30 protein-coding genes and 1 riboswitch are annotated in these 23,615 nt (G+C 71.2%); of the genes, 15 read left to right on the forward strand and 15 right to left on the reverse strand.

Going from position 1 to position 23,615, the window contains the following annotated elements; genetic code table 11:
• Positions 1 to 47 precede the first annotated feature (47 nt).
• Positions 48 to 1,181 carry a tRNA dihydrouridine synthase DusB gene (dusB, locus tag AB0M08_RS24685; protein ID WP_364497510.1) on the reverse strand — a complete coding sequence of 378 codons (1,134 nt, stop codon included), beginning with the start codon at positions 1,179 to 1,181 and terminating at the stop codon, positions 48 to 50.
• A 325-nt stretch (positions 1,182 to 1,506) separates the two neighbouring features.
• Here dusB and AB0M08_RS24690 point away from each other — a divergent pair, with 325 nt between their 5' ends.
• Positions 1,507 to 2,010 carry an XdhC family protein gene (locus AB0M08_RS24690; RefSeq protein ID WP_364497512.1) on the forward strand — a complete coding sequence of 168 codons (504 nt, stop codon included), beginning with the start codon at positions 1,507 to 1,509 and terminating at the stop codon, positions 2,008 to 2,010.
• A 141-nt stretch (positions 2,011 to 2,151) separates the two neighbouring features.
• Here AB0M08_RS24690 and AB0M08_RS24695 read toward each other — a convergent pair whose 3' ends face one another.
• The 3 genes from AB0M08_RS24695 to AB0M08_RS24705 all read right to left on the reverse strand — a co-directional run bounded on the left by AB0M08_RS24695 (position 2,152) and on the right by AB0M08_RS24705 (position 4,445).
• The gene (locus AB0M08_RS24695; RefSeq protein ID WP_364497514.1) at positions 2,152 to 3,531 is read right to left on the reverse strand and encodes a glycine--tRNA ligase; all 1,380 of its coding nucleotides are present in this window, start codon (positions 3,529 to 3,531) and stop codon (positions 2,152 to 2,154) included.
• Positions 3,532 to 3,594: 63 nt separating this feature from the next.
• The gene (locus AB0M08_RS24700; RefSeq protein WP_364497517.1) at positions 3,595 to 4,086 is read right to left on the reverse strand and encodes a hypothetical protein; all 492 of its coding nucleotides are present in this window, start codon (positions 4,084 to 4,086) and stop codon (positions 3,595 to 3,597) included.
• Between the two features lie 17 nt (positions 4,087 to 4,103).
• Positions 4,104 to 4,445, reverse strand: coding sequence for an antibiotic biosynthesis monooxygenase (locus AB0M08_RS24705; protein ID WP_364497520.1), 342 nt, complete (start codon positions 4,443 to 4,445; stop codon positions 4,104 to 4,106).
• Between the two features lie 33 nt (positions 4,446 to 4,478).
• On the opposite strand from AB0M08_RS24705, the gene AB0M08_RS24710 reads away from it, so the two are divergent.
• The 7 genes from AB0M08_RS24710 to AB0M08_RS24740 all read left to right on the forward strand — a co-directional run bounded on the left by AB0M08_RS24710 (position 4,479) and on the right by AB0M08_RS24740 (position 8,810).
• Positions 4,479 to 4,733, forward strand: coding sequence for a DUF6703 family protein (locus AB0M08_RS24710; protein WP_364497523.1), 255 nt, complete (start codon positions 4,479 to 4,481; stop codon positions 4,731 to 4,733).
• A gap of 50 nt (positions 4,734 to 4,783) precedes the next feature.
• Entirely contained in the window at positions 4,784 to 5,668 is an 885-nt protein-coding gene (locus AB0M08_RS24715) for a metal ABC transporter substrate-binding protein (protein ID WP_364497526.1), read from the forward strand.
• A gap of 88 nt (positions 5,669 to 5,756) precedes the next feature.
• A complete protein-coding gene (locus AB0M08_RS24720; protein WP_364497529.1) occupies positions 5,757 to 6,542 on the forward strand; it encodes a metal ABC transporter ATP-binding protein in 786 nt (261 codons plus the stop codon).
• Positions 6,542 to 7,414: a metal ABC transporter permease gene (locus AB0M08_RS24725; protein WP_364497532.1), complete on the forward strand. Its 873-nt coding sequence runs from the start codon at positions 6,542 to 6,544 to the stop codon at positions 7,412 to 7,414. Before AB0M08_RS24720 ends, AB0M08_RS24725 begins: the two co-directional genes overlap by 1 nt.
• 30 nt (positions 7,415 to 7,444) lie before the next feature.
• Positions 7,445 to 7,744 (forward strand): metalloregulator ArsR/SmtB family transcription factor, encoded by a 300-nt coding sequence (locus AB0M08_RS24730; RefSeq protein WP_364497535.1) that lies wholly within the window; start codon positions 7,445 to 7,447, stop codon positions 7,742 to 7,744.
• The gene (locus AB0M08_RS24735) at positions 7,741 to 8,145 is read left to right on the forward strand and encodes a Fur family transcriptional regulator (RefSeq protein WP_364497538.1); all 405 of its coding nucleotides are present in this window, start codon (positions 7,741 to 7,743) and stop codon (positions 8,143 to 8,145) included. The genes AB0M08_RS24730 and AB0M08_RS24735 overlap by 4 nt, the downstream gene beginning before the upstream one ends.
• 77 nt (positions 8,146 to 8,222) lie before the next feature.
• On the forward strand, positions 8,223 to 8,810 hold the full coding sequence (locus tag AB0M08_RS24740; protein ID WP_364497540.1) for a hypothetical protein: 588 nt from the start codon (positions 8,223 to 8,225) through the stop codon (positions 8,808 to 8,810).
• Here the strand turns inward: AB0M08_RS24740 and AB0M08_RS24745 are convergent.
• Together AB0M08_RS24745 and AB0M08_RS24750 are read right to left on the reverse strand one after the other, a co-directional pair.
• Positions 8,779 to 9,312: a DUF6328 family protein gene (locus tag AB0M08_RS24745; protein ID WP_364497543.1), complete on the reverse strand. Its 534-nt coding sequence runs from the start codon at positions 9,310 to 9,312 to the stop codon at positions 8,779 to 8,781. The genes AB0M08_RS24740 and AB0M08_RS24745 overlap by 32 nt on opposite strands.
• A gap of 31 nt (positions 9,313 to 9,343) precedes the next feature.
• Entirely contained in the window at positions 9,344 to 10,162 is an 819-nt protein-coding gene (locus AB0M08_RS24750) for an alpha/beta hydrolase (RefSeq protein ID WP_364497545.1), read from the reverse strand.
• A gap of 139 nt (positions 10,163 to 10,301) precedes the next feature.
• Positions 10,302 to 10,416: riboswitch (TPP riboswitch) on the forward strand.
• Here AB0M08_RS24750 and AB0M08_RS24755 point away from each other — a divergent pair.
• The 4 genes from AB0M08_RS24755 to AB0M08_RS24770 all read left to right on the forward strand — a co-directional run bounded on the left by AB0M08_RS24755 (position 10,401) and on the right by AB0M08_RS24770 (position 14,290).
• Positions 10,401 to 10,994 carry an ECF transporter S component gene (locus tag AB0M08_RS24755; RefSeq protein ID WP_364497548.1) on the forward strand — a complete coding sequence of 198 codons (594 nt, stop codon included), beginning with the start codon at positions 10,401 to 10,403 and terminating at the stop codon, positions 10,992 to 10,994. Its footprint overlaps the riboswitch before it by 16 nt.
• A 6-nt stretch (positions 10,995 to 11,000) precedes the next feature.
• Positions 11,001 to 12,437: an ABC transporter ATP-binding protein gene (locus AB0M08_RS24760; protein WP_364497551.1), complete on the forward strand. Its 1,437-nt coding sequence runs from the start codon at positions 11,001 to 11,003 to the stop codon at positions 12,435 to 12,437.
• 73 nt (positions 12,438 to 12,510) lie between these two features.
• Positions 12,511 to 13,272: an energy-coupling factor transporter transmembrane component T gene (locus tag AB0M08_RS24765; protein ID WP_364497553.1), complete on the forward strand. Its 762-nt coding sequence runs from the start codon at positions 12,511 to 12,513 to the stop codon at positions 13,270 to 13,272.
• A 391-nt stretch (positions 13,273 to 13,663) separates the two neighbouring features.
• Entirely contained in the window at positions 13,664 to 14,290 is a 627-nt protein-coding gene (locus tag AB0M08_RS24770; protein ID WP_364497556.1) for an aldo/keto reductase, read from the forward strand.
• On the opposite strand, the gene AB0M08_RS24775 is transcribed toward AB0M08_RS24770, so the two are convergent.
• Positions 14,278 to 14,652, reverse strand: a complete 375-nt coding sequence (locus tag AB0M08_RS24775; protein WP_364497559.1) for a PH domain-containing protein — start codon at positions 14,650 to 14,652, stop codon at positions 14,278 to 14,280. The genes AB0M08_RS24770 and AB0M08_RS24775 overlap by 13 nt on opposite strands.
• Entirely contained in the window at positions 14,649 to 15,596 is a 948-nt protein-coding gene (locus AB0M08_RS24780) for a 5,10-methylenetetrahydrofolate reductase (RefSeq protein ID WP_364497562.1), read from the reverse strand. The genes AB0M08_RS24775 and AB0M08_RS24780 overlap by 4 nt, the downstream gene beginning before the upstream one ends.
• Positions 15,597 to 15,682: 86 nt before the next feature.
• On the opposite strand from AB0M08_RS24780, the gene AB0M08_RS24785 reads away from it, so the two are divergent.
• Together AB0M08_RS24785 and AB0M08_RS24790 are read left to right on the forward strand one after the other, a co-directional pair.
• On the forward strand, positions 15,683 to 15,979 hold the full coding sequence (locus AB0M08_RS24785) for an MTH1187 family thiamine-binding protein (RefSeq protein ID WP_364497564.1): 297 nt from the start codon (positions 15,683 to 15,685) through the stop codon (positions 15,977 to 15,979).
• Positions 15,976 to 16,665 (forward strand): HAD family hydrolase, encoded by a 690-nt coding sequence (locus tag AB0M08_RS24790; RefSeq protein ID WP_364497567.1) that lies wholly within the window; start codon positions 15,976 to 15,978, stop codon positions 16,663 to 16,665. Before AB0M08_RS24785 ends, AB0M08_RS24790 begins: the two co-directional genes overlap by 4 nt.
• Here AB0M08_RS24790 and AB0M08_RS24795 read toward each other — a convergent pair.
• The 3 genes from AB0M08_RS24795 to recO are packed head-to-tail and all read right to left on the reverse strand — an operon-like array spanning position 16,651 to position 18,736.
• Positions 16,651 to 17,184, reverse strand: a complete 534-nt coding sequence (locus AB0M08_RS24795) for a histidine phosphatase family protein (RefSeq protein WP_364497570.1) — start codon at positions 17,182 to 17,184, stop codon at positions 16,651 to 16,653. The two genes, AB0M08_RS24790 and AB0M08_RS24795, sit on opposite strands and share 15 nt — an antisense overlap.
• Positions 17,181 to 17,963 carry an isoprenyl transferase gene (locus tag AB0M08_RS24800; protein ID WP_364497573.1) on the reverse strand — a complete coding sequence of 261 codons (783 nt, stop codon included), beginning with the start codon at positions 17,961 to 17,963 and terminating at the stop codon, positions 17,181 to 17,183. The genes AB0M08_RS24795 and AB0M08_RS24800 overlap by 4 nt, the downstream gene beginning before the upstream one ends.
• Entirely contained in the window at positions 17,960 to 18,736 is a 777-nt protein-coding gene (recO, locus tag AB0M08_RS24805; protein ID WP_364497576.1) for a DNA repair protein RecO, read from the reverse strand. Before recO ends, AB0M08_RS24800 begins: the two co-directional genes overlap by 4 nt.
• A gap of 107 nt (positions 18,737 to 18,843) precedes the next feature.
• Here recO and AB0M08_RS24810 point away from each other — a divergent pair, with 107 nt between their 5' ends.
• A complete protein-coding gene (locus tag AB0M08_RS24810; protein ID WP_364497579.1) occupies positions 18,844 to 19,608 on the forward strand; it encodes a DUF4097 family beta strand repeat-containing protein in 765 nt (254 codons plus the stop codon).
• Here AB0M08_RS24810 and AB0M08_RS24815 read toward each other — a convergent pair.
• The 4 genes from AB0M08_RS24815 to AB0M08_RS24830 all read right to left on the reverse strand — a co-directional run bounded on the left by AB0M08_RS24815 (position 19,564) and on the right by AB0M08_RS24830 (position 23,613).
• A complete protein-coding gene (locus AB0M08_RS24815; protein WP_364497582.1) occupies positions 19,564 to 20,622 on the reverse strand; it encodes an acyltransferase in 1,059 nt (352 codons plus the stop codon). The genes AB0M08_RS24810 and AB0M08_RS24815 overlap by 45 nt on opposite strands.
• Before the next feature lie 84 nt (positions 20,623 to 20,706).
• Positions 20,707 to 21,840, reverse strand: coding sequence for a GTPase Era (gene era / locus AB0M08_RS24820; protein WP_364497585.1), 1,134 nt, complete (start codon positions 21,838 to 21,840; stop codon positions 20,707 to 20,709).
• On the reverse strand, positions 21,837 to 22,220 hold the full coding sequence (locus tag AB0M08_RS24825) for a cytidine deaminase (RefSeq protein ID WP_364497588.1): 384 nt from the start codon (positions 22,218 to 22,220) through the stop codon (positions 21,837 to 21,839). Before AB0M08_RS24825 ends, era begins: the two co-directional genes overlap by 4 nt.
• The gene (locus AB0M08_RS24830; RefSeq protein ID WP_364497591.1) at positions 22,213 to 23,613 is read right to left on the reverse strand and encodes a hemolysin family protein; all 1,401 of its coding nucleotides are present in this window, start codon (positions 23,611 to 23,613) and stop codon (positions 22,213 to 22,215) included. Before AB0M08_RS24830 ends, AB0M08_RS24825 begins: the two co-directional genes overlap by 8 nt.
• Between the last annotated feature and the right edge of the window lie 2 nt (positions 23,614 to 23,615).

Raw genomic sequence — 23,615 nt, forward strand, 5'->3', positions numbered from 1 at the left:
CCGAGCACCACGGCGTAGGCGCGCAGCGTGTCCAGGCTGATGAGTGGCTAGCCGCCGGACTCGTCGGTTTCGGCGCCCTCGGGGACCGTGTCGTCGTCGCGGGAGTCGAGCCAGCCGTGCGGGAGGGAGACCTTGCCCGGGGCGTTGACGCGGCCGCGGGGCTGGCCGAGCGTGTCGGGTGGGAACGGGATCGACGGGTCGAGCTGGGCCAGCAGGTCGTCGAGCTCGGCCAAGGAGGAGATCATCGCGAGGCTGCGGCGCAGGTCGCCGCCGACCGGGAAGCCCTTCAGGTACCACGCCACGTGCTTGCGGAAGTCGGCGCAGCCGTGCTTCTCGTCCTCCAGGGCCTCGACCAGGAGCTGGGCGTGGCGGGCCAGGATCTTCGCGACCTCGCCGAGGGTGGGCAGCACCGGCTGGTACGCCTCCCCCTGGGTGAACGCGGCCTCCAGGTCGGCGAAGAGCCACGGGCGGCCCAGGCAGCCCCGGCCGACCACCACGCCGTCGACGCCGGTGTGCGCGACCATCCGGAGTGCGTCGGAGCCCTCCCAGATGTCGCCGTTGCCGAGCACCGGCACGTCGAGGGCCTGCTTGAGGGTGGCGATCGCGTCCCAGTCGGCCTTGCCCGAGTACCGCTGCTCGGCGGTCCGGGCGTGCAGCGCGACCGCGGCGACACCCGCGTCCTGGGCGGCCAGCCCGGCCTCGACGTACGTCAAATGGTCTTCATCGATGCCTTTGCGCATTTTGATCGTCAGCGGGATCCCGTAGGGCTTCGCCGCGTCGACGGCCTGCTTGACGATGCGGCCGAAGAGCTTGCGGCGCCAGGGCAGCGCCGAACCGCCGCCGCGGCGGGTGACCTTCGGGACCGGGCAGCCGAAGTTCAGGTCGACGTGGTCGGCCAGGTCGTTCTCGCCGATCATGCGGACCGCGGCGGCCGTGACGTCCGGGTCGACGCCGTAGAGCTGCAGGCTGCGGAACCCCTCGTCCTCGGCGAACGCGATCATCTTGAGCGTCTTGGGGATCCGTTCGACCAGCGCCCGGGTCGTGATCATCTCGCAGACGTAGACACCACCGCCCTGCTCACGGCAGAGGCGCCGGAACGCCACGTTGGTGATCCCGGCCATCGGGGCGAGCACGACGGGCGGGTTCACGGCGTGAGAGCCGAGCAGGAGCGGTGCGGTCACGCGCTCTAGGGTGACACGCCCGATGCCGATGCTCCGAATCGCGCCCACGTCAGGAGACGGGGCACTGCCCGGGAAGGATGCCGGTCCGGCAGCCACGCTCGATCCATGCCTGACTGACCGGACGGATCCCGCCGGCGAGCGCGAGAGCTGTCGCCGGAAAGGGCACCGTCCCATCGTGCGCCAGCATCGGCGCCGAAGACCCCGGTCGCCTCTGCCGCCACGGCACGCTGCCGGGGTCACTGTTCTCTCGGCCGGATCACTCTGGTCGCGCGACTAGGCAACGGTCGGGGTGTGGCACCCCTCGTGGTCTGGCAGAGTCGACGACATGCGCGAGGTCGATGGCGTGACGGAACGGGAGAGTGGGCCGCGGCGGCTGGTGGCGGTGTTCGCGTCGCCGGTGGCGGAGATGCTGGGGCGGTTCGGGGTGGAGCTGGGGTTCGCCGTCGTGGTGGTCGAGCCGGACGCGGCGCGGCTGGACGGGACGCCCCGGCCGCACGGGGACCGGCTGGTCAGCGATCTGTGGGCGGCGGAGGCGGACGAGCACACGGACGTGCTGGTCACCGATCATCATCGAGCCGAGATCGGGACCCTGCTGCAGCAGGCACTGAGCGGGACGTCGCGGTGGATCGGGATCCTCGGGAACCCCCGGCACGAGGGGCCGCACGTCGCGGCGCTGCGCGAGCTGGGCGTACCGGAGGAGGAGATCGGGCGGGTGCACCGCCCGGTCGGCCTGAACATCGGCTCGCGCACCCCGGCCGAGATCGCCGTGGCGACCCTGGCCGGGTTGATCGCGGACCGCAACGGACGACCCGGTGGTTTCGCTTTCTGATCAGCGCAACCACAGTCGCATTTCGCCCGTCGATGACGAGAGTGCCGAAAACGGCGAGCGAAGCGGGGCCGTTTTCGGTGCTCTCGTCATCGACTCAAAGGGCGAAACGCAGCCGAGCGGAGCGAGGCGATCAGGCTCAGCTCAGCAACCCGGCAGGCGCTTGATCAGGTAGTCCTCGATCTGGCTGAGGGAGACCCGCTCCTGCTTCATGGTGTCGCGGTCGCGGACCGTCACGGCGTCGTCGGTCAGCGTGTCGAAGTCGACCGTGACGCAGAACGGGGTGCCGATCTCGTCCTGGCGGCGATAGCGGCGGCCGATCGCCTGCGAGTCGTCGAACTCGACGATCCAGCGCTTGCGCAGGTCGGCGGCGAGACCCTTGGCCTTCGGCGAGAGCTCCGGGTTGCGCGAGAGCGGCAGCACGGCGACCTTGACCGGGGCGAGCCGGGGGTCGAACCGCATGACCGTGCGCTTGTCGACGCCGCCCTTGGTGTTCGGCGCCTCGTCCTCGTCGTACGCCTCGAGCAGGAAGGCCAGCACCGCGCGGGTGAGACCGGCCGCGGGCTCGATGACGTAGGGCACCCAGCGCTCGCCCTTCTCCTGGTCGAAGAAGGAGAGGTCGACGCCGGAGTGCTTGGAGTGCGTCGAGAGGTCGAAGTCGGTCCGGTTCGCGATGCCCTCGAGCTCGGCGAACTCGTTCCCGCCGAACTGGAAGCGGTACTCGATGTCGACGGTCCGCTTCGAGTAGTGCGAGAGCTTCTCCTTGGCGTGCTCGTAGAAGCGCAGGTTCGCCTCGGAGAGCCCCAGGTCGAGGTACCAGTTCCAGCGCTGCTGCAGCCAGTACTCGTGCCACTCCTCGTCGCTGCCCGGCGGGACGAAGAACTCCATCTCCATCTGCTCGAACTCACGCGTACGGAAGATGAAGTTGCCCGGAGTGATCTCGTTCCGGAAGCTCTTGCCGATCTGCGCGATGCCGAACGGCGGCTTCTTGCGGGCCGCGGTCGCCACGTTGTTGTAGTTGACGAAGATGCCCTGGGCGGTCTCGGGCCGCAGGTAGTGCAGGCCGTCGGCGCTCTCGGTCGGGCCGAGGTAGGTCTTCATCAGGCCGTTGAACATCTTCGGCTCGGTGAAGGTGCCCTTGTTGCCGCAGTTCGGGCAGTTCATCTCCTGCAGCGAGGCGGGCGGGTTGCCGTGCTTCGCCTCGTACGCCTCCTCCAGGTGGTCGGCCCGGAAGCGCTTGTGGCAGGACTGGCACTCGGTCAGCGGGTCGACGAACGCGTCCAGGTGGCCCGAGGCGGCCCAGACGTCGCGGGACAGGATCACCGCGGAGTCGAGACCGACGATGTCGTCCCGCTGCTGGACCATCGTCCGCCACCACTGGCGGCGGACGTTCTCCTTCAACTCGACGCCCAGCGGACCGTAGTCCCACGCCGAACGGGTTCCTCCGTAGATCTCGCTGGAGGGGAAGACGAAGCCACGGCGCTTGGCCAGGCTGACGACGCTGTCGATGCGATCGGCGGGCATGTTCCTCCTACGCCGGCTGGGTGTCGGCGGGGACATTCGTAGTGGTTCGGACGAGAAGCGAGATTACTCCCCGAGGTCGCACACCTCGAACTCGCCCGTGCTCTCGTCCTGCCCCAGACGGGCGCTCAGGTGCGCGGTGTCGCCGTCCGCGTAGGTGACGTCGACCGGCACGTGCAGCGTGGTCATGTCCAGGTCACCGACCTGGTACGCGGTGACCTTCTCGGTGAGCGCCATCCGCTGCGCGTACGCGGTGGACGACTCGCCGGCCCGGGCCTCGGCGCAGAGCAGACCGTACGCCCGGCCGAACTCGCGGGCCTGCACGGCGTCCATGTAGTCGGTCACGGCCGCGTCGGCGCGCTCGCCGAGCGACCCGCTCAGCGAGGTGCCCAGGCCGATCACCGCGGCCAGGCCGCCGCCGCAGACCAGCAGCACCACGCCGCCGCCGATGCCGAACCCCAGCCCGATCCGGCGGCCGCGACCCTCGACGGGTGGCGCGGGGAAGGGCGGGTGGACACCAGGGCCGGGCGGCGGCGGAGGGGGCGCCTGAGTGTTCATGTTTTCCAGCCTAGTGCTCAGCGCCACGGCTCGGCCGCGCGGTCGCTGGCGGTCACCTCGACCTCGGCGCCCGGCTCGGCGCTCGCCAGCGTCTCGAACGCGGAGGGCTCGTCGAGCGCGGTGGCGAGCAGCGGCGTCGCGTGCACCTTCACATCGAACGCCCCGAGCGCGCGACGGTAGGCTCCCACCGACTCCCACTCGGTGACCAGGGTCCAATGGGTGGTGTCCTCCAGGGCCCGGGTGAGCCGGCCGGAGCGGTAGCCGTGGCACTGCGCCAGGGCGGCGAGCGCGGCGTGCGCCCGCGCGAGGAAGCCGTCCTGCGTGTCATCCGGCACCAGGAAGCGGTTGAGCACCAGCATGTGACGAGGGTACGCAGTCCGACAGGAGCGCTTGTGACACCGTCCGACCCGTTTCTCCGGCGCCTGGCCCGGGTGAGTCCGACCACGGCGTTCGCGATCGCGCTGGCCCTGCTCCTGGCCGGGCTCTTCCTGCCGGGCGTGGTCGGCGCGCTGCTGCTCGCGGTGCTGGCGGTGGCCCTGGGCACGCTGACCTTCACCACCTGGCCGGTCCAGTCCCCGATCACCAGGACGGTGCGCCTGGTGCTGTTGAGCCTGCTGATCGTCGCGGTGGTCAGCAAGGCGGTGTAGAACCCATGCGCTTTTGACAATCATTGTCATTCTCGACGACAGTGGATGGCATGATGCGCCGTCTGCTCCCCGCCCTGCTCCTGCTGGCCGCTCTCGCCGGCTGCGGTGAGCGGGCCGCGGAGGACGGGAAGATCCACGTCGTGGCGGCGTTCTACCCCCTGCAGTTCATCAGCGAACGGGTCGGAGGGGACGCGGTGTCGGTCACGAACCTCACCAAGGCGGGCGCCGAGCCGCACGACGTCGAACTCAACCCGCGGCAGGTCGCCGAGATCAGCGACGCCGGGCTGGTCGTCTACCTGAACGGGTTCCAGCCCGCCGTGGACGACGCGGTGAAACAGGACGCCTCCGACGACCGGACGTACGACGTCTCCACCGCGGTGACCCTGCTGAAGTCCACCGACAGCGAGGAGGGGACCAGCACCGACCCGCACGTCTGGCTGGACCCGGCCCGCCTCGCGAGCATCGCCGACGAGCTCGCCGTCCGCCTCGGGCAGGTCGACCCGGAGCACGCGGCCACGTACACCGCCAACGCCGCCACCCTGCACACCGAGCTGAACGCGCTGGACGCGGAGTACGCCGGCACGCTGAAGACCTGTGTCCGGCACGAGCTGGTGACCAGCCACACCGCGTTCCACTACCTGGCCGACCGGTACGGCCTGACCCAGATCGGGATCACCGGCATCGACCCCGAGGCCGAGCCGTCGCCGCGCCGGCTCGCCGAGGTGGCCGCCGAGGCGAAGCGGACCGGCACCACCACGATCTTCTTCGAGACCCTGGTCAGCCCGAAGGTGGCCGAGACCATCGCCCGCGAGGTGGGTGCCGTGACGGCGGTCCTGGACCCGCTGGAGGGCCTGACCGACACGAGCGCGGACTACTTCTCCGTGATGCGGACCAACCTGTCGACGCTCAGCACGGCGTTGGAGTGCTCGTCATGACCGACTGCACCGATCGGCACCCCGCCGAGCCGCCCGACGGCCCCGGACACGAGGGCCGCAGGGGCATGACAAAGGAGGGCCCAGCGTGATGAGCAGCGTGATCGAGGTACGCCACGCGGCGGCCGGATACGACGGCCGGGAGATCCTCCGGGACGTCTCGCTCACCGTCGATCCCGGCGAGGTGGTCGCGGTGCTCGGCGCCAACGGCTCCGGCAAGTCGACCCTGATCCGCACGGTTCTCGGCCTGGTTCCGCTGCGTCGTGGCGAGATAGACCTCTTCGGTACGCCGCAACGCCGCTTCCGGGACTGGAAGAGGATCGGGTACGTCCCGCAGCGGCTCGGGGCGGGCAGCGGCGTACCGGCGACCGTGGGTGAGGTGGTGGCCTCCGGGCGGCTCGCCCGGCGCGGCTTCTTCCGGCTGCCCGGCGCCGCCGACCGGGCCGCCGTCCGGGACGCCCTGGAGTCGGTCGGTCTGCTCGACCGGATCGGCGACCCGGTGGCCACCCTCTCCGGCGGCCAGCAGCAGCGCACCCTGATCGCGCGGGCGCTGGCCGGCAAGCCCGACCTGCTGGTGCTGGACGAGCCGAACGCCGGGGTGGACCAGTCCAGCCAGGAGGCGTTCGCGGCGGCGCTGACCGGGTTCGCGGCGGACGGCGGCACGATCCTGCTGATCCTGCACGAGCTGGGACCGCTGCGGCCGCTGATCGGGCGGTCCGTGGTCGTGCACGACGGGACGATCGCGTACCGGGGGCCGTCGCCGGAGCCGGCCGGGCACCACGCCGAGCCGGGACACGACCACGTGCACCCGCACGCCGACGAGGCCAAGGCCGGCATCTGTGAATGGGCACCGACCGAGGGGACGAAGGCGTACTGATGGACCTGCTCGCGTACCCCTTCATGCTGCGTGCCCTCGCCGGCGCGCTGATCATCGGCCTGGCCGCACCCGCGCTCGGCATCTACCTGGTCCAGCGCCGGCTCTCGCTGATCGGCGACGGGATCGGCCACGTGGCGCTGACCGGCGTCGGCGTCGGCCTGCTCACCCACCAGTCGCCGGTACTCACCGCGGTCCTGGTCTCGGTGGCCGGCGCGGTCGCGGTGGAGCTGGTCCGCGAGCGTGGCCGCACCTCCGGTGACCTGGCGCTGGCACTGCTCTTCTACGGCGGCATCGCGGGCGGCGTGGTGCTGGTCGGCCTCTCCGACGACAGCAGCAACGCCAACCTGATGCAGTACCTCTTCGGGTCGCTGATCACCACCTCGCCGCAGGACATCACGGTCATCGGCGCGCTGGGCGCACTGGTCCTGGCTGCCATGCTCGTCTTCCGTCCGGCCCTCTTCGCCCTCTGCAACGACGAGGAGTACGCCCGGGTCAGCGGACTCCCCGTGCGTACCCTGAACCTGCTGCTGGCGGTGACCACCGCCGTGACCGTCACGATCGCCATGCGCACCGTCGGCCTGCTCCTGGTCTCTGCCCTGATGGTGGTCCCGGTCGCCGCGGCGCAGCAGGTCACCCGGGGGTTCCGGGCGACCATGGGGCTGGCCATGCTGATCGGCCTGCTCTCGGCCGGCACCGGGGTGGTCGTCTCCGGCGAGATCGACACCGCGCCGGGCGCCACCACGGTCCTGATCGCGCTCGTCGCGTTCCTCATCACCACCGCGGTCAGTGCCCTCTGGCATCGGCCGCGGCACCGTCAGGTCACGCCCGCGAACGAGGTGGAGCCCCCCGATGTCGTGCTGCACAACTCCTGATCACGTACGGGTTGTACGGTTGGCGGCACCATGACGGCCACCGGTTACGAGGCGTACGAGGCGGCGGGCGCGCTGCTGCGGGCGCTCTCCGCGCCGATCCGCGTCGCCATCGTCGCGCAGCTCGGCACGGGCGAGCAGTGCGTGCACGACTTGGTAGCACAGCTCGGCGCCCCACAGCCGCTGGTCTCCCAGCACCTTCGCGTGCTGCGGGGGGCCGGCGTGGTGCGGGGTGTCCGGCGCGGACGCGAGATCGCATACTCCCTGGTGGACGAACACGTCGCGCACATCGTCGCCGACGCCGTCAGCCATTCGAGGGAGAGCCGATCGTGAACCCCGACAGCAGCGGGCAGCGGAACACCAAGCAGCGCAGCGCGGTCAGCGCCGTGCTGGCCGAGACCGAGGGCTTCCACAGCGCCCAGGACCTGCACGCGATGCTGCGGGAACGCGGCGAACGGGTCGGTCTGACCACGGTGTACCGGACGCTGCAGGGGCTCGCCGACGCCGGCGAGATCGACGTGATGCGGCCGCCCGGCGGCGAGCACCTGTACCGGCGGTGCAGCCAGGGCCATCACCACCACCTGGTGTGCCGGTCGTGCGGCCGTACGGTCGAGGTGGCCGGCCCCGCGGTGGAGTCGTGGGCGGACAAGGTCGCCGGTCAGCACGGCTTCGTCGACGTCTCGCACACGCTCGAGATCTTCGGCACCTGCCCGGAGTGCGCCGCGAAGTCCTGAGGCCTCCGCCCGGAGTGCGCCGCGAAAGCCTGAGTGGAAAGCTTCCGGATGTGAAGCTGAAGCTTTATGCCGACCGCATGCCGCGTGCCATCCGCCAACTCGTCACCGACATCCTCGTCGTCGTCTGGGTCTATGCCTGGATCAAGGTCGCCCTCTGGGTGCACGACGTGGTGGAGAAGCTCGCCGTGCCGGGCCAGAAGCTGGAGAGCGCCGGCAGCGGCATCGCCGACAACCTGGCCGAGGCCGGCAGCAAGGTGGGCCGGGTGCCGCTGGTCGGCGACGAGCTCACCAAGCCGTTCACCGGGGCCGCCGACGCGGCCCGCTCGCTCGCCGACGCCGGTCAGCAGCAGCAGCAGGAGTACGTCGACCAGCTGGCCCTGATCCTGCCGCTGATGGCGATCGCGGTGCCGCTCGCGCTGGTGCTCTTCCTCTGGCTGCCGCTGCGGCTGCGCTGGATCCGCCGGGCCGCCGTCGCCGCCGCGGTCCGCGACGAGCCCGCCGGGCGGGACCTGCTGGCGCTCCGCGCGCTGACCAGCCGCCCGCTGAACGAGCTGGCCCGGCTCGGCCCGGACATCGCGCAGAGCTGGCGCTCCGGCGATCCCGCCGCGGTCGACGCCCTCGCCGAACTCGAGCTCAAGCGCCTGGGTCTACGCCGCCGGGCGTGACCGGGGTGTCCTCGAGGGAGAACCCGTCGCTCTCCTCGTCCGCCGCCCAGTTACGGTGCACGAAGGGCAGCAGCGCCCAGAAGGTGAGGAACCACCCACCGGTCACCACCGCGACCACGATCGCCCACCGCAGGTCGAGCACGTAGTCGGTGATCAGCAGGACACTGCTCACCATCGAGACCAGCATGAACGCGAGCCCGGCGGTCGCCATCCGGTGGGCGTACCGGACCAGTTCCGGCTTGCGGCCCTGCCGGAAGAGCGCGCGGTGGAAGGCGACCGGCGAGATGATCAGCGCGGCGGCGAAGGCCGCGCTGATCAGCGCCACCAGGTAGACGTCCCGCTGGAGGTCGGTGGTCTTCGGGAAGCCGTTGGCGAACGGGATGGTCAGCAGGAAGGCGAAGAGGATCTGGATGCCGGTCTGCGCCACACGCAGTTCCTGGAGCAGGTCGGCGAAGTTGCGGTCCCAGCGTTGCTTCTCGGTCTCATGCGACGAGGAGGCCATGGTCCGACAGCCTTCCCCGATGATCACATGGTCAAACGCCGATGCGTGCCAGCACCGCGCCGGCCAGCTCGCGCGGCGCCTGCTCGGGGATCCAGTGGCTGACCCCGCGCATCGCGACGAGCCGGTAGTCGGCGCGCACCCAGTCGGCGGTCCGGAGCGCCGCGGTCGGCCCGACCACGCCGTCCCGATCGCTCCAGACGTACGTGGTCGGCACGGTGATCTCGCCCAGTACGGCCATGTCCTCGCTGCGGAACGCGCGGTACCAGTTCAGCCCGCCGGTCAGCCGGCCCGGGTCGTCGCGCACGGCGCCGGCGTAGAGCGCGGCCCGGGCACCCACCGGCCGCAGCAACCCTCGGAGCGCGGCGGCGTTCCGGGCGAGGAACAGGCGCTCCGCGACCCGTGAGCCGAAGACCGGGAAGTACCAGAGACGGGCCTTCTGGCTCGGGCGTACCCGAAGAGCCAGAAGCATGGCCCGCGGATGCGGGACCGAGACCGCGGTCAGCGTGCGCACCCGCTCCGGATGCCGGCCGGCCAGCAGCCACGCCACCTGAGCGCCCCAGTCGTGCCCGACCACTTGCGCGGACGCGATGCCGAGAGTGTCCAGTACCGCGAGCGCGTCGGCCGCCGGCTCGTGCAGCCGGTACGCCTCGACCTGCGCCGGACGGGCGCCGGGTGAGGTGCCGCGCTGGTCCATCGCGTACGTCCGCAGCCCCGCCGCGTGCAGCCGGGGCAGGATCAGGTCGAACTCACGGTGATCCTGCGGGAAGCCGTGCAGCAGAAGCACCGGCTGCCCGTCCTCCGGACCACCGACATGCACGTCGAACGTCAGTCCCCGCGCCGTGACCTGCATGAGGTTCGCCACCTTCTCCCGTACCCCGACCAGGTGTTACTTTTCATCGAAACATATTCAACGATGTTTGTTCGCGACGGCGAGGACCATCTGCATCGCTCACGCGACGCGCGGGTCGAGGTGGGTCGCGAAGAAAACATCGCTCCGACAGGGGAGCGCACCGCGCTGAGAGTGCGGCCGGTTCACGAAACGGCCGCAGACCCTCGGACCTGATCTGGGTAATGCCAGCGCAGGGAGCATGGAGGCAGTCATGAAAGGCAATAGCTGGCGCACGATCGACATCGTGATCGCCTCGATCATCGCGGTCGCGTTCGGCGTGATCTTCTGGGCCTGGAACACGGTCTGGAGCGTCACCTCCGGCGCGTTCGCCTTCTTCCCGCCGGCGCAGACGCTGCTCTACGGCGTCTGGCTGCTGCCCGCGGTCCTCTCCGCCCTGATCATCCGTAAACCGGGCGCGTCGATCTACACCGAGACGGTGGCCGCGCTGATCTCGGCACTCCTCGGCGACCAGTGGGGTGCCATGGTCATCCCGCAGGGGCTGGTCCAGGGCCTCGGCGCCGAACTGGCCTTCGCGGCGCTGCGCTACCGGTCGTACCGGCTGCCCACCGCGCTGCTGGCCGGCGCACTGACCGGGCTCAGCGCGGCGGTCTTCGACTTCTTCGCCTGGAACTCCGAGTACGCGCTCTGGGACTACCGCGTCCCGTACGCGGCGATCACCGTGGTCAGCGCGACGGTCGTGGCCGGCCTGGGCGCGTGGGCGCTGGTCCGGGCGCTCGCGCCGACCGGTGTGCTGGACCGCTTCGAGGCGGGCCGCGAGCGGGCGCTCATCTAGACCGCCATGAGCGACGTCGCGATCCGCGGCTTCGGCTGGCGGCACGCCGGTCGCCGCGCCTGGGCGGTCCGCGGTCTGGACCTGCACGTCCGGCACGGCGAGCGAGTGCTGCTGCTGGGTCCCTCCGGGGCCGGCAAGAGCACCCTGCTCGCCGCGCTGGCCGGGCTGCTGCCCGAGGACTCCGGCGAGTCCGAGGGCACCGTCGAGATCGACGGGCTCGACGCGCGCAAGGCCCGCGACCGGGTCGGCGTCGTCTTCCAGGACCCGCAGACCCAGCTGATCATGGAGCGTAGCGGCGACGACGTGGCGTTCGGGCTGGAGAACCGGGGCGTGCCGGGCGGCGACATCTGGCCGCGGGTGTCGGACGCGCTGGACCGGGTCGGGTTCCCGTACCCGATCAACCGCTCGACCACCGCCCTCTCCGGCGGCGAGGCGCAGCGTCTGGCCCTCGCCGGTGTCCTGGCGACCCGGCCGGGGCTGCTGCTCCTGGACGAGCCGACCGCCAACCTGGACCCGGCCGGCGCCGAGCTGGTACGCGAGGCGGTCGGGCGCGCGTGCGGCCCGGAGACCACTCTGATCCTCGTCGAGCACCGGGTGGCCGAGTCGTTGCCGCTGGTGGACCGGGTGGTGGTGCTGGAGCCCGGCGGCGGGGTGCGTGCCGACGGCGCGCCCGAGCTCGTGTTCGCCGCCTACGGCGACCGGCTGGCCGAGGAGGGCGTCTGGGTCCCCGGTTTCACCGCCATCACCCCCTTGCGTTCAACCCCCTCTCCGGTACGATCGCCGCTCCTGACCGCCGAGCAGACGGCGTACACGCATCGGCTTCCGCCGGTCTCGCTGAGCTGTGGCGCCGGTGAGGTGCTCGCCGTGACCGGCCCCAACGGCGCCGGCAAGTCCACCCTCGCCCTGCTGCTCGGCGGGCTGCTCGCGCCCACCTCGGGACGGATCACGGTCGGCGACGAGAAACGGCCGCCGCACCGCTGGCGAGCGTCCACACTGGCCGGGCGGATCGGCTCGGTCTTCCAGAACCCGGAGCACCAGTTCGTCACCGGGCGGGTCGCCGACGAGCTCGCCCTCGGCCCGCGCCGGCTCGGCCGCTCCACCGCCGAGGTCACCCGGATCGTGGACGGGCTGCTGGACCGGCTCCGGCTCGCGCCTCTCGCCGGGGCGAACCCGTACACGCTCTCCGGCGGCGAGGCCCGGCGGCTCAGCGTCGCCACCGCGCTGGCGACCGCGCCACGGCTGCTCGTGCTCGACGAGCCCACGTTCGGTCAGGACCGGCGGACCTGGCGGGAACTGGTCGCGCTGCTGGCGGAGCTGCGCGACGAGGGGCACGGCATCGTCGCGGTCACCCATGACACCGCCTTCTCCCGTACGCTCGCCGACCGCACCCTGGCCCTCGGAGAGCCCTCACCCGACCCACTGCCCCGACGGCGGCGCCGGTGACACGCCCGCTCCCACCGGCTCCACGCCTTCTCTCAGCAGCCCCGCGCCTCTTCTCACCGGCCCGGCGGCTCCCGTGACACCCGTACCCCCGCTGGCCCGGCGGAACCCGGTCGCCAAACTCGGTGCCGCGCTGCTCTTCGCCCTCCCGTTGATCGCGACGGTCGACCCGCTCACCCCGGCCCTGGCGCTCGCCGTCGAGCTGACGGTCATCCCCTTCTCCGGCGTACGCCCGTCCCTGCTCGCCCGCCGTGCCTGGCCGCTCCTGATCGCGGCCGCCGGAGTGCTGATCAGCATGCTGCTCTTCGCCGCCGACCGGGGCGGCGACCTGCTCGCCACGGCCGGCCCGTTCGACGTCACCACCGGCGTGCTCTCCGGCGCCGCCGGGCTGACGCTGCGGATCTTCGCGGTCGCCCTGCCCGGCATCCTGGTCCTCGCCACCACCGACCCGACCGACCTGGCCGACGCGCTGGTCCAGAACGCCCGGCTCCCGGAACGCTTCGCGATCGGCGCGCTCGCCGCGTTCCGGCTGCTCCCGCTGCTCGGCCAGGAGTGGCAGACGCTCAGCCTGGCCCGGCGCGCCCGCGGTCTCGCCCCCGGCCCGCGCCTCTTCCTGACGACCGCTTTCGCACTCCTGGTCGGCGCCCTGCGACGCGGCGTACGGCTGGCCGTCGCGATGGACGCCCGCGGCTTCGACGCCGGCACGCCGCGCACCCACGCCCGGCTGCAGCGCTTCACCACCGCCGACGGCGCCCTGCTGATCGCGGCCGTCCTCCTCTCTGCCGGCATCCTGACCACGACCGCGCTGCTCGGCCTCTTCCGCCCGATCACCGGTTGACCCCGTCCGCCGAACGCCCACCGTTTCCCGGTTGGCTGGACCCCTGCATGACCGAACTCGATCAACATTCCATGATCGACCACGGGCGATCCTCACGGCTGGCGACCACGGGTGTCTCGGTCGGTCCGAGCGACCTCTGAGCGCCAGCTCACCCGGCACGGCTGGCCTTCACGGGTCACTCGGCGGGCTTGAGACACCCCGGACCACAAGCCCACCGCCCCGAGGCGCCCCGGATCGCCAGCCCGCCGCCCGCGGGCTGTAGACGCACACGCACTCTCGACGCGGACCCATGCCGCTCGCGTCCACACCAGAAAAGTAGCAGCAAGATCCACTAAACGGTATCGGTCGGACATCCGAGGGCGAAGGGCCCCGCGCTCCCCTACCTTTCCCCATGACACCGAACGACATCGATGCGTCGGCCGCCGGCTCCTACCGCCTCGGCGACCGGGCCGTTCGCCGCATGGGCTTCGGCTCGATGCGGCTCACCGTGAACCCGGAGACCGGCGCGGCGATCCGGGTTCTCCGGCGCGCCGTCGAGCTCGGCGTCGACCACATCGACACCGCCGCCTTCTACCGCACGCCGGGCGGGATCATCGACGTCGGTCCGGGACCCGTCCGGTACGCCACGGAGCTGATCCGAAACGCCCTCTCGCCGTACCCGGAAACGCTCGTGATCGCGACCAAGGTCGGCCCGAACCGCCTGCCGGACCACCGCTGGGGTGACATGGCCTCCCCGGCACTGCTGCGCCGGCAGGTCGAGGAGAACCTGCGCCTGCTCGGCGTGGACACGCTGGACCTGGTCAACCTGCGGATGGTGCGCACCGGCACCGGCACGTTCGCCGAACGGTTCGGAGCGCTCGCCGAGATGCGACTCCGCCTCGCCTGGACGCTGCATCGGGGAGAACACGTCCTCGCCATCCCGGGCACCGGCGACGTCGCCCACCTGGAGCAGAACATCGCCGCCGGCGCCCTCACGCTGCGGCCCGAGGATCTGACCGAGATCGATCAGAGCGTGTAGGTGGCGATCATCTGGCTCAGCTGCCGGATGTCCACGTTCCGCTTGAACTCCAGGCGGATCTTGCCGAGGCCGGAGTACCAGAGGTCCAGCTCGGTATCGCGGTCCAGGCTGCCCGCCGTCTCCACCGAGAAGGCCTGGATCTTGCTGTACGGCAGCGACGTGAAGTCCGTCTTCGAGCCGGTGATCCCCTGCACGTTCGCCGCGATCAGGCGCTTGTTGGTGAAGACCACGAAGTCGCGCACCGAGCGGAACGCGAACACGATCTGCTCGCCCTGGATCAGGAAGGGCGCCACCTGCGGATACAGCTCCTGCGGGTCACACGGGTTGAGCTTGAAGACGGACCCGTTGGCGAAATCGATCACGAATTGCCCCTCATCTCGGACGGACGGAACTCTCGAAGCAGCTCGGCGACGTCGGCCGCGAGCCGGTGGGTCGCCTCGATCTCGGCCTTGCGGATCGACACACTCTCGATGTTGAAGCCGTAGGGCAAGCCCAGGTGCTCGCAGTAGTCCCGCAGGTCCCGCACGATGTCCAGGCACTGCCGGTACGACTCGGCCAGGGTGTCGTCCGCGTGCCGCAGCGAGTTCTCCAGCCAGCGCGGCACGTCCACGCCGAGCCACCGCAGGAACTCCAGCGTCCTGAGCGACCCACAGAGCGACACCGTGAAGATCACTGTCCGAGGTTGCACACCCCGCGCCCGGCACTCGTAGAAGTAGTCGGAGATCAGGTTCTTGGTCTCGTTGACGTGGTAGATCACCTGCGTGACGAAGAAGCCCACGCCGCGCTCCTGCTTGGCCAGCATCCGCAGGTGCTCGCCGTCGCGCTCACCGATCGCCACCGCGCCGAGCGGCATCTCCGGGCAGACCTCGGCGTGCAGCTCCTGGGCCCGGCGCAGGGTGGTGTGCACCTCCTTGCTGCCGCTGGACGCGCCGACGAAGACGCCGAGCACCGTCTCCGGGTCCGCGCCGCGCATCCAGTCGCGCAGCTCGTCCTCGGGGTACTTCCCCACGCACCGGTAGATCACCACCGGCAGCCTCCACCCGCCGAGCCGCTCCCGGTAGTAGCGCACCGGGTCGAGCGTGGCCAGGAACGGGAACGGCCGCTCCTGCGGGTTCCGGTCCGACTCGTCGTCGATGTCGTAGAGGATCAGGCCGTCCAGGTCCAGCCCGTCGAGGCGCTCCAGCGTGAGCCGGGCGATCTCCTTGACCCGCTCCTCGGGATGGCTCCGCTTCGGCGGCGTGACGCTGAACAGCAGCACGCCACTGCGCGCCTCCGCCAGCAGTTGCGGTAGTCGGGCACGAGTCATGCCCCCACCCTAGGAATCAGCGGCCGGGACGGGATGCCCGCCCCCGGGTTGTCCGGGAGTCATCGATCTGCTGGAAGGATGGGGACATGCTCGTAGCGTTCTCTGTGACACCGATCGGGATCGGGGACGAGGTCGGTGACGTCGTCGCCGAGGCCGTCCGGGTGGTCCGCGAGTCGGGTCTGCCGAACCGTACCGATGCCATGTTCACCACCGTCGAGGGCGAGTGGGACGAGGTGATGGCGGTGGTCAAGAAGGCCGTGGAGGCCGTCGCCGAGCGGGCCCCACGGGTCAGCCTGTCGCTCAAGGCGGACGTCCGGCCGGGCGTGACCGGGGCGATCACCGCGAAGGTGGAGCACATCGAGCGGGTGCTGAAGCAGCCGTGAGACGCCTGGTGATGTGGGACATCGACTACACGCTGCTGCGCGGCGGCGGGGTCGCGGCGGCGGCCTGGAAGGCGGCGTTCACCGAGGTGACCGGGGTGGCCTGGCGGGACACGCCGATCTTCGGAGGCCGCACCGACCGGGACATCTGCGCCGAGGTGTTCGAGGTGCACGGGGTGACCGACTGCACGCCGGAGCGCTTCTTCGCCCGGTACGTCGAGGTGGTCCAGACCGTCCGGCACCAGTTCGCCGAGCAGGGCGAGCTGATGCCGGGCGTCCGTGCGGTGCTGACTCGGCTGAGCGGCGACCCGGGCGTGGTGCAGACCCTGGTCACCGGCAACGTCCCGGAGGTGGCCGCGGCCAAGGTGGCGGCGTTCGGGCTGGAGGGCTCGTTCGACGCCGAGGTGGGCGGGTACGGCACCGACGACAGCGTCCGGGCCACCCTGGTCCGCCGCAGTCTGGACCGGGCCCGGGCCAAGTACGGTGAGCCGTTCCAGCCCGTGGTGATCGGCGACACCGTCTACGACGTGATCGCCGCGCTGGCCAACGACGCCGTCGCGATCGGGGTCGCCACCGGCGCCACCTCGGCCGACGATCTGGCGGCCGCCGGGGCGCACGTGGTCCTGCCCGATCTGAGCGACGCCGACGCCGCCGTACGGGCGCTCACGGCGTACTCAGAAAGGGCGTAACTCGGCCGGGAAGCCGGACCACCGCAGCTCTTCCGGCAGGTGGGTGACGTCGTTGAACATGATCAGCCGCGGCTTGCGCCCCGGGAGGTAGCGGATCAGGGTCAGCCCGGTGTTGCACGAGTTGATCCCCCGCCATCGCTCGGGCGGTGCCTCCAGCGCCTCCCGGACCAGCCACGCCACCTGGAACGCGTGCGTGATCACCAGCTCGTGGATCTCGGACGGTGCCGGGCCGGTGAAGCGCGCGACCATCCGTGCCGACATCTCGGGGGCATCGGTCGGGATCCGGTCGTCGAGCTCGTCCACGGCCTCCACCGGCACGCCGGGGAAGGACTCCGCGACGATGGCGGCGGTCCGGGCCGCCCGGGGCAGCGGCCCGTGGCTGATCGCGGCGAGCGACAGGCCGGCACCGGCCAGGCGCGCGCCGAGCAGCGACGCCTGGCGCTCACCGGCCTCGGTCAGCGTGGCCTCATCGGGGGACGCCTCGGCATGCCTGGCGATCCACAGATGACGAACCGTCACGTGGGGCTGACCGGGTTCGGCAGGGCGCCACCGAAGCGCCGGTCGCGCTGGGCGTAGAGCTCGCAGGCGTACCAGAGGTGCCGGCGGTCGAAATCGGGCCAGAGCGTGTCCAGATAGACCATCTCCGCGTACGCCGACTGCCAGATCAGGTAGTTGGACGTACGCTGCTCCCCCGACGGCCGGAGGAACATGTCCACCTCGGGCACCTCGGGGTGGTAGAGGTACTTCGCGAACGTCTTCTCGTTGACCCGGTCGGCCTTGAGCTTGCCCGCCGCCACGTCCCGGGCGATCGCCGCCGCCGCGTCCGCGATCTCGGCCTGGCCGCCGTAGTTCACGCAGAACTGCAGGGTGAGCGTGGAGTTGTGCTTACTCATCTCCTCGGCGGTCTGCAGCTCGGAGATCACGCTCTTCCAGAGGCGGCCGGCCCGGCCGGACCAGACCACCCGGACACCGAGGTCGACCAGCTGGTCGCGGCGGCGGCGGATGACGTCGCGGTTGAAGCCCATCAGGAAGCGCACCTCCTCGGGCGAGCGCTTCCAGTTCTCGGTGGAGAACGCGTACGCCGAGAGGTAGGGGATGCCCATCTCGATGGCGCCCTCGACGGTGTCGAAGAGCGAGTACTCGCCCTGCTCGTGCCCCTTGGTCCGGGACAGCCCGCGCTCCTTGGCCCAGCGGCCGTTGCCGTCCATCACGATCGCCACGTGGCGCGGGATCGCGGCGGCCGGCAGCTGCGGGGGCCGGGCTCCGGAGAGGTGCGGGGTGGGCGGGCGCGGGCTCACGTGTTCAACTCCCGTCGGTCGACAAGCGGCAGCGAGCGTAGCGCCCGCTCCATGTGCCACTGCAGGTGGGCGGCGACCAGGCCGCTGCACTCCCGGCGGATCGGCGCGTCCGCGGCGTCCGCGGTCGTCCAGTCGCCGGAGGTCAGGGCGGCCATCAGGCCCAGGGTGGCCGGGTTGGGGTGCGCGGCACCGGGCGGACGGCAGTCCGGGCAGACCGCGCCGCCGGCCGGCACCGCGAAGGCGGCGTGCTGCCCCTGGTCGCCGCAGACCGCGCACTCGGTGAGCGCGGGCGCCCAGCCGGCGAAGGCCATCGCGCGCAGCAGGTACGCGTCGAGCACCAGGCTACCGGCGTGCTCACCGGCGGCGAGGGCCTTCAGCGCGCCCAGGGTGAGCTGGAAGAGCCGCAGCGAGGGCTCCCGCTCGACCGGGGTGAGCCGCTCGGCGGTCTCGCAGATGGCGCTCGCCGCGGTGTAGCGCGGGTAGTCGCCCAGCAGGTTCTTGCCGAACAGCTGGACCGCCTCGACCTGGCTGACCGAGTGCAGCGACGAGCCCAGCCCCTCGGGCGAGCCGGCCAGCTGCAGGTCGATGTGACCGAACGGCTCCAGCCGGGCGCCGAAGCGCGAGTTGATCCGGCGCACGCCACGGGCCACCGCACGCAACCGGCCGTGGCGGCGGGTCAGCAGGGTGACGATCCGGTCGCTCTCGCCCAGTTTCTGCACACGCAGCACCACCGCGTCGTCGCGGTAGAGCTGGCGTCGATATCCGGCGGGCACCCGACCATTCTGCCCGGTACCTACGACGAACCCTGACCCGGATCTCAGGGTCGACTCGGGGGCGCGTCCGGATTCCGTCGATGCGCGGACCACCTAGCGTCAGGGTCATGAAGCGTGTCGCCGTCCTCGCCCTCTCCGCTACCCTCCTTGCCGCCTGCGATGGCGTGGTCGGCGCCAAGCTGACCTACGACGACACCGAGGCGGTCAAGGTCACCGAGATCGTGCTGACCGGCGGCGCGGCGGACGTCACGGTCACCACCGACGCGGTGACCGACGGGACCCGGATCCGCCGGATCGTCCGGGGCGGCAGTGAGCCCGGCCCCTCCTACACGCTGGACGGCACCCGGCTCACCCTCGGCACCGAGTGCCAGGGGGACTGCCAGGTGTCGTACGAGATCGCCGCACCGCCCGGGGTGAACGTCCGGGGCGAGCTGGCGTACGGCGACGTCTCACTGACCGGCATCGGCACCGTCGACGTACGGCTGACCGCGGGCGACATCCACGTGGACGACGCCGGCGGCCCGGTGACCCTGAAGTCCGGCGTCGGCGACCTGACCGTGACCGGGGCGCCGAGCGCGACCCTGACGGCCACCACCGGCGATCTGCACGTACGGGACATCGCCGGCGCGGTGGACGCCCGGACCACGACCGGCGACATCGACGTGGAGATGACCACCGCCGCCTCGGTCACCGCGGTGAGCACCACCGGGGACGTCGAGGCGATCGTGCCGGGCGGGTCCTACCGGATCCGCACCGACACCGAGAGCGGCGACGTGGACGTGGCCGGCCGCGTGACGAACGACGCGAAGGCCGTGAACGTGCTCGACCTACGTACCAGCACCGGCGACCTCTCGGTCACCGGTGCTCCCTGAGAAGGCCGGGGCGGGCGAGACCGGCACCGGGACCTTCCGGCCGGGCAGCAGCGTCGCGCGCCGCCCCGCGGCCACGTCCTCGATCCAGCCGACCAGCATGATCACCACGAAGAGCAGCGCGAACACCACGGCCATCCGCCAGCCGATGCCGATCCAGCCGCGGACCGGCAGGTGGTGGTCGAGGGCGACCTGGTTGACCGCCACGATCAGGGGGATGTGCCAGAGGTAGATGCTCAGCGCCCGCGCGTTCAGCACGGTGAGCATCCGGCTCTCCCTGACCACCGGGGGCGTGGGCCAGCCGAGCGCGATCAGGATGAACGCGGTGGACCAGAGCACGTTGCCGATCGGGTTGTCGTTGAGGTCGTAACCGCGCGGCCCGGGGTGCGTCGCGATCCAGATCGCGCCCGGGATCGCCAGCCCCGCCGCCAGCTTGACCAGGGTGGCGCGGCTCAGCTTCCGCAGCATCCCGTCGTGGTGGGCGAAGCCGAGCAGCCACGCCCCGCCGTAGAGGGCCATGTCGTGCGCCACCACGTGCAGCTTCAGGTCGAAGATCTCGATCGCCAGCAGCCCGGCGAACGGGAGGAACAGCGAGACCACCGGCATCCGGCGGAAGGCCGGCAGCACGAGCGGCGAGAGCAGTACGAACCAGAGGAAGTCACGCAGGTACCAGGCGTGGCTCAGCGCGGCCATCCACCAGCCGGTGGCCTCCGGGTCGACCAGAGGGAAGCCCCAGAGCAGCAGATGCACGTCGAACGAGGTACCGGCGATCAGCATCGCCGGTACCCCGATCCCGAGAGCGAGGAACCACAGCGAGGGCAGCAGCCGCCGTAGCCGGCGCTCCACCGCCCACACCCCGAACCGGTCCAGGGACGCGGCCATCAGCGACCCGGCCAGGGCGAACATCACCGACATCGCGGGAAAGACGATGGTCAGCGCTGCCCAGCCGGTCAGGTGATAGACCACCACCCGCACGGTCGCGACGGCACGGAGCAGGTCCAGGTACCGGTTACGCATGGCCCAAGGTGTTACCCGCACCCCACCGAAAAGAGCAAATTTCGGTGACTTATCCCATAATTTGGGGAACCGCCGTAACCAGGCCTAGAAACCGAGCTTACGGAGCTGCTTGGGGTCGCGCTGCCACTCCTTCGCGACCCGTACGTGAAGATCCAGATAAACCTTCGTACCCAGCAGCTGTTCGATCTCAAACCTGGCCTTCGACCCGACCTCCTTGAGGCGCGCGCCCTTGGCCCCGATCACGATCGACTTCTGGCTGTCCCGCTCCACGTAGATGTCCGCGAAGATCCGGGTGAGCTTCCCCTCCACCTGCATCTCCTCGACCAGCACCGCGATCGAGTGCGGCAGCTCGTCCCGTACGCCCTCGAGCGCCGACTCGCGGATCAGCTCGCCGATCAGCACCTGCTCCGGCTCGTCGGTCAGCACGTCGTCCGGGTAGAGCTGCGGCGACTCCGGCATGTGCTTCACCATCACGTCGACCAGCGTCTCCACCTGGTGCCCGGAGACCGCGCTGACCGGGACGATCTCCGCCCAGTCGTACAGCTCCGAGACGGCGAGCAGCCGTTGCGCCAGGGTCTGCGGATCGACCAGGTCGACCTTGGTGACCACCGCGATGACCTTGGCCTTGAGCGCGCTGATCTCGGTCGAGATGAACTTGTCGCCGCGCCCCACCGGCTCGTCCGCCGGGAAGCACACCCCGATCACGTCGGTCTCGCTCCACACCTCGCGGACCAGGTCGTTGAGCCGCTCGCCGAGCAGCGTCCGGGGCCGGTGCAGACCGGGCGTGTCGACCAGCACCAGCTGCGCGTCCGGCCGGTGCAGAATGCCCCGGATCACGTGCCGGGTGGTCTGCGGCTTGTTCGAGGTGATCGCGATCTTCTGCCCGACGATCGCGTTGGTCAGCGTCGACTTCCCGGCGTTCGGCCGCCCCACGAAACAGGCGAATCCGGCGCGATACACCCCGTCGTCCCTGCGGTCCGACGTCGCCACCTTGTGGTGGTGGACCTTCTGCGGGCTTTTTTCCTTTTCGGTACGACCGGGAGCCGCGGCCGTGGCCCGCCCGGCCCCCCGGGTCCGGGGCTTGCGCGGCCGCTTCTGCTCCTCGGCCTGCTGCTCGGTCCGCTTCGCCTGCTGGCGCTCCTGCCGCCGGATCGCGTTCCGCTCGCCGGGGGTGAGACGGCGCTCGTCCGCGCCGGCGCGCTTCTGCTCGTCGCTCATGCCGTGACCGTGCCGAGCAGCGTGCCCGACGGGCCCGCGACGTGCACCGGGGCGTCCACCGCCAGGTCACGCACGGCCGCGTGGCCGGCGCCCTCCAGCGCGTCGCTCGCGGTGACCACGGCGGCCGCCTCCAGCTTCGTGGCGCCGGACGACGCGGCCTGGGCCACGGCCAGCTGCAGCGCGCTCACCGACAGGTTCGGCAGCGCCACCGTGGCGGCGGCGTAGGTACGGCCGTCCTGGTCGCGTACCGCCGCGCCCTCGGCCGCGCTCACCCGGGCCCGCGAGCTGCGGGCCAGGGTGACCAGCTTGGCGTCCTCGGCGCTCAGCGCGGAACCGTCCGCGGCGGGCACCGGAACGGCGGTAGACGTCTGATCAGGCATCAGCGGGTTGTCTTTCCTCTGTTTCGGCAACGTTCTCATCGTTCTTGGTCTTGCCGGTCCGGGCCTCGCCCGTGCCGTCGTCCCCACCCGGTTCCGCCCGGCGCACCAGCACCGAGTCGATCCGGTTCCGCCGTCCGGTGGTCCCCTCGGCGATCAGGTGCAGGCCCTCCACGTCGGCGTGCGCGCCGGGGATCGGCACCCGGCCCAGCGTCTGCGCGAGCAGGCCGCCGACCGTCTCCACCTCGTCGGCGGGCAGTTCGACGCCGAACACGTCGCCCAGATCCTCGATCGGGAGACGCGCGGTGACCCGCACCGCGCCGTCCGCCAGGTGCTCGATCGGCGGGCGCTCGACGTCGTACTCGTCGGTGATCTCCCCGACGATCTCCTCCAGGATGTCCTCGATGGTGACCAGGCCGGCCGTGCCACCGTACTCGTCCACCACGATGACCAGGTGGTTGCGGGCCGCCTGCATCTCGGAGAGCAGGTCGTCCACCGGCTTCGACTCCGGTACGAACGTCGCCGGGCGCATCGCGTCCGCCACCGCCTGCGCGGTCGCGGCCGGATCGCCGGACTGGGTGCGCCGGATCACATCCTTGAGGTAGAGCACCCCGAGCACGTCGTCGACGCTCTCGCCGATCACCGGGATCCGCGAGAAGCCGGAGCGCAGGAAGAGGAAGAGCGCCTGCTGAAGCGTCTTCGGCGCCTCGATCCACACCATCTCGGTCCGCGGCACCATCACCTCCCGGGCGATGGTGTCCCCGAGCGCGAAGACCGAGTGGATCATCTCGCGCTCACCGTGCTCCACCACGCCCCGCTGCTCGGCCAGGTCGACCAGCTCACGCAGCTCCACCTGACTGCCGAACGGCCCCTCCGGGAACCCCTTACCGGGGGTCACCGCGTTGCCGATCAGGATCAGCAGCGACGCCAGCGGGTTCAGCACCCGGCCCAGCCAGCGCACCAGCGGAGCGGCGGCGCGGCCCACGGCGTACGCGTGCTGCCGCCCCACCGTCCGCGGGGCGACCCCGATGATGATGAAGCTGACCAGCGTCATGGCGCCCGCCGTGACCAGTGCCGCCCGCCAGCCGACACCCCAGCTGTCCACCGCGACCAGGGCCACCATGGTGGTCGCGGTCAGCTCGCAGAGCAGCCGGAGCAGGAGCAGGAGGTTGACGTAACGGACCACGTCGGCGGCGACCGCGGTGAGCGCCCCCGCGCCGCGCTTACCCTCGCGTTCCAGCTCGGCGGCCCGGGCGGTGGAGACCGTGGCCAGCGCGGCGTCGGTCATCGACGCCAGGCCGGCCAGCAGTGCCAGGACGACGGCGAGGGCGATCAGTTGCAGGTCGGGCAGTCCGGCCTCGCCGGAGGCGGCGGCGACCACATGCGCGGGGTCCACGG

The organism is Actinoplanes sp. NPDC051851, assembly GCF_040681165.1.
In the GTDB taxonomy this organism is placed as follows: Bacteria; Actinomycetota; Actinomycetes; order Mycobacteriales; family Micromonosporaceae; genus Actinoplanes.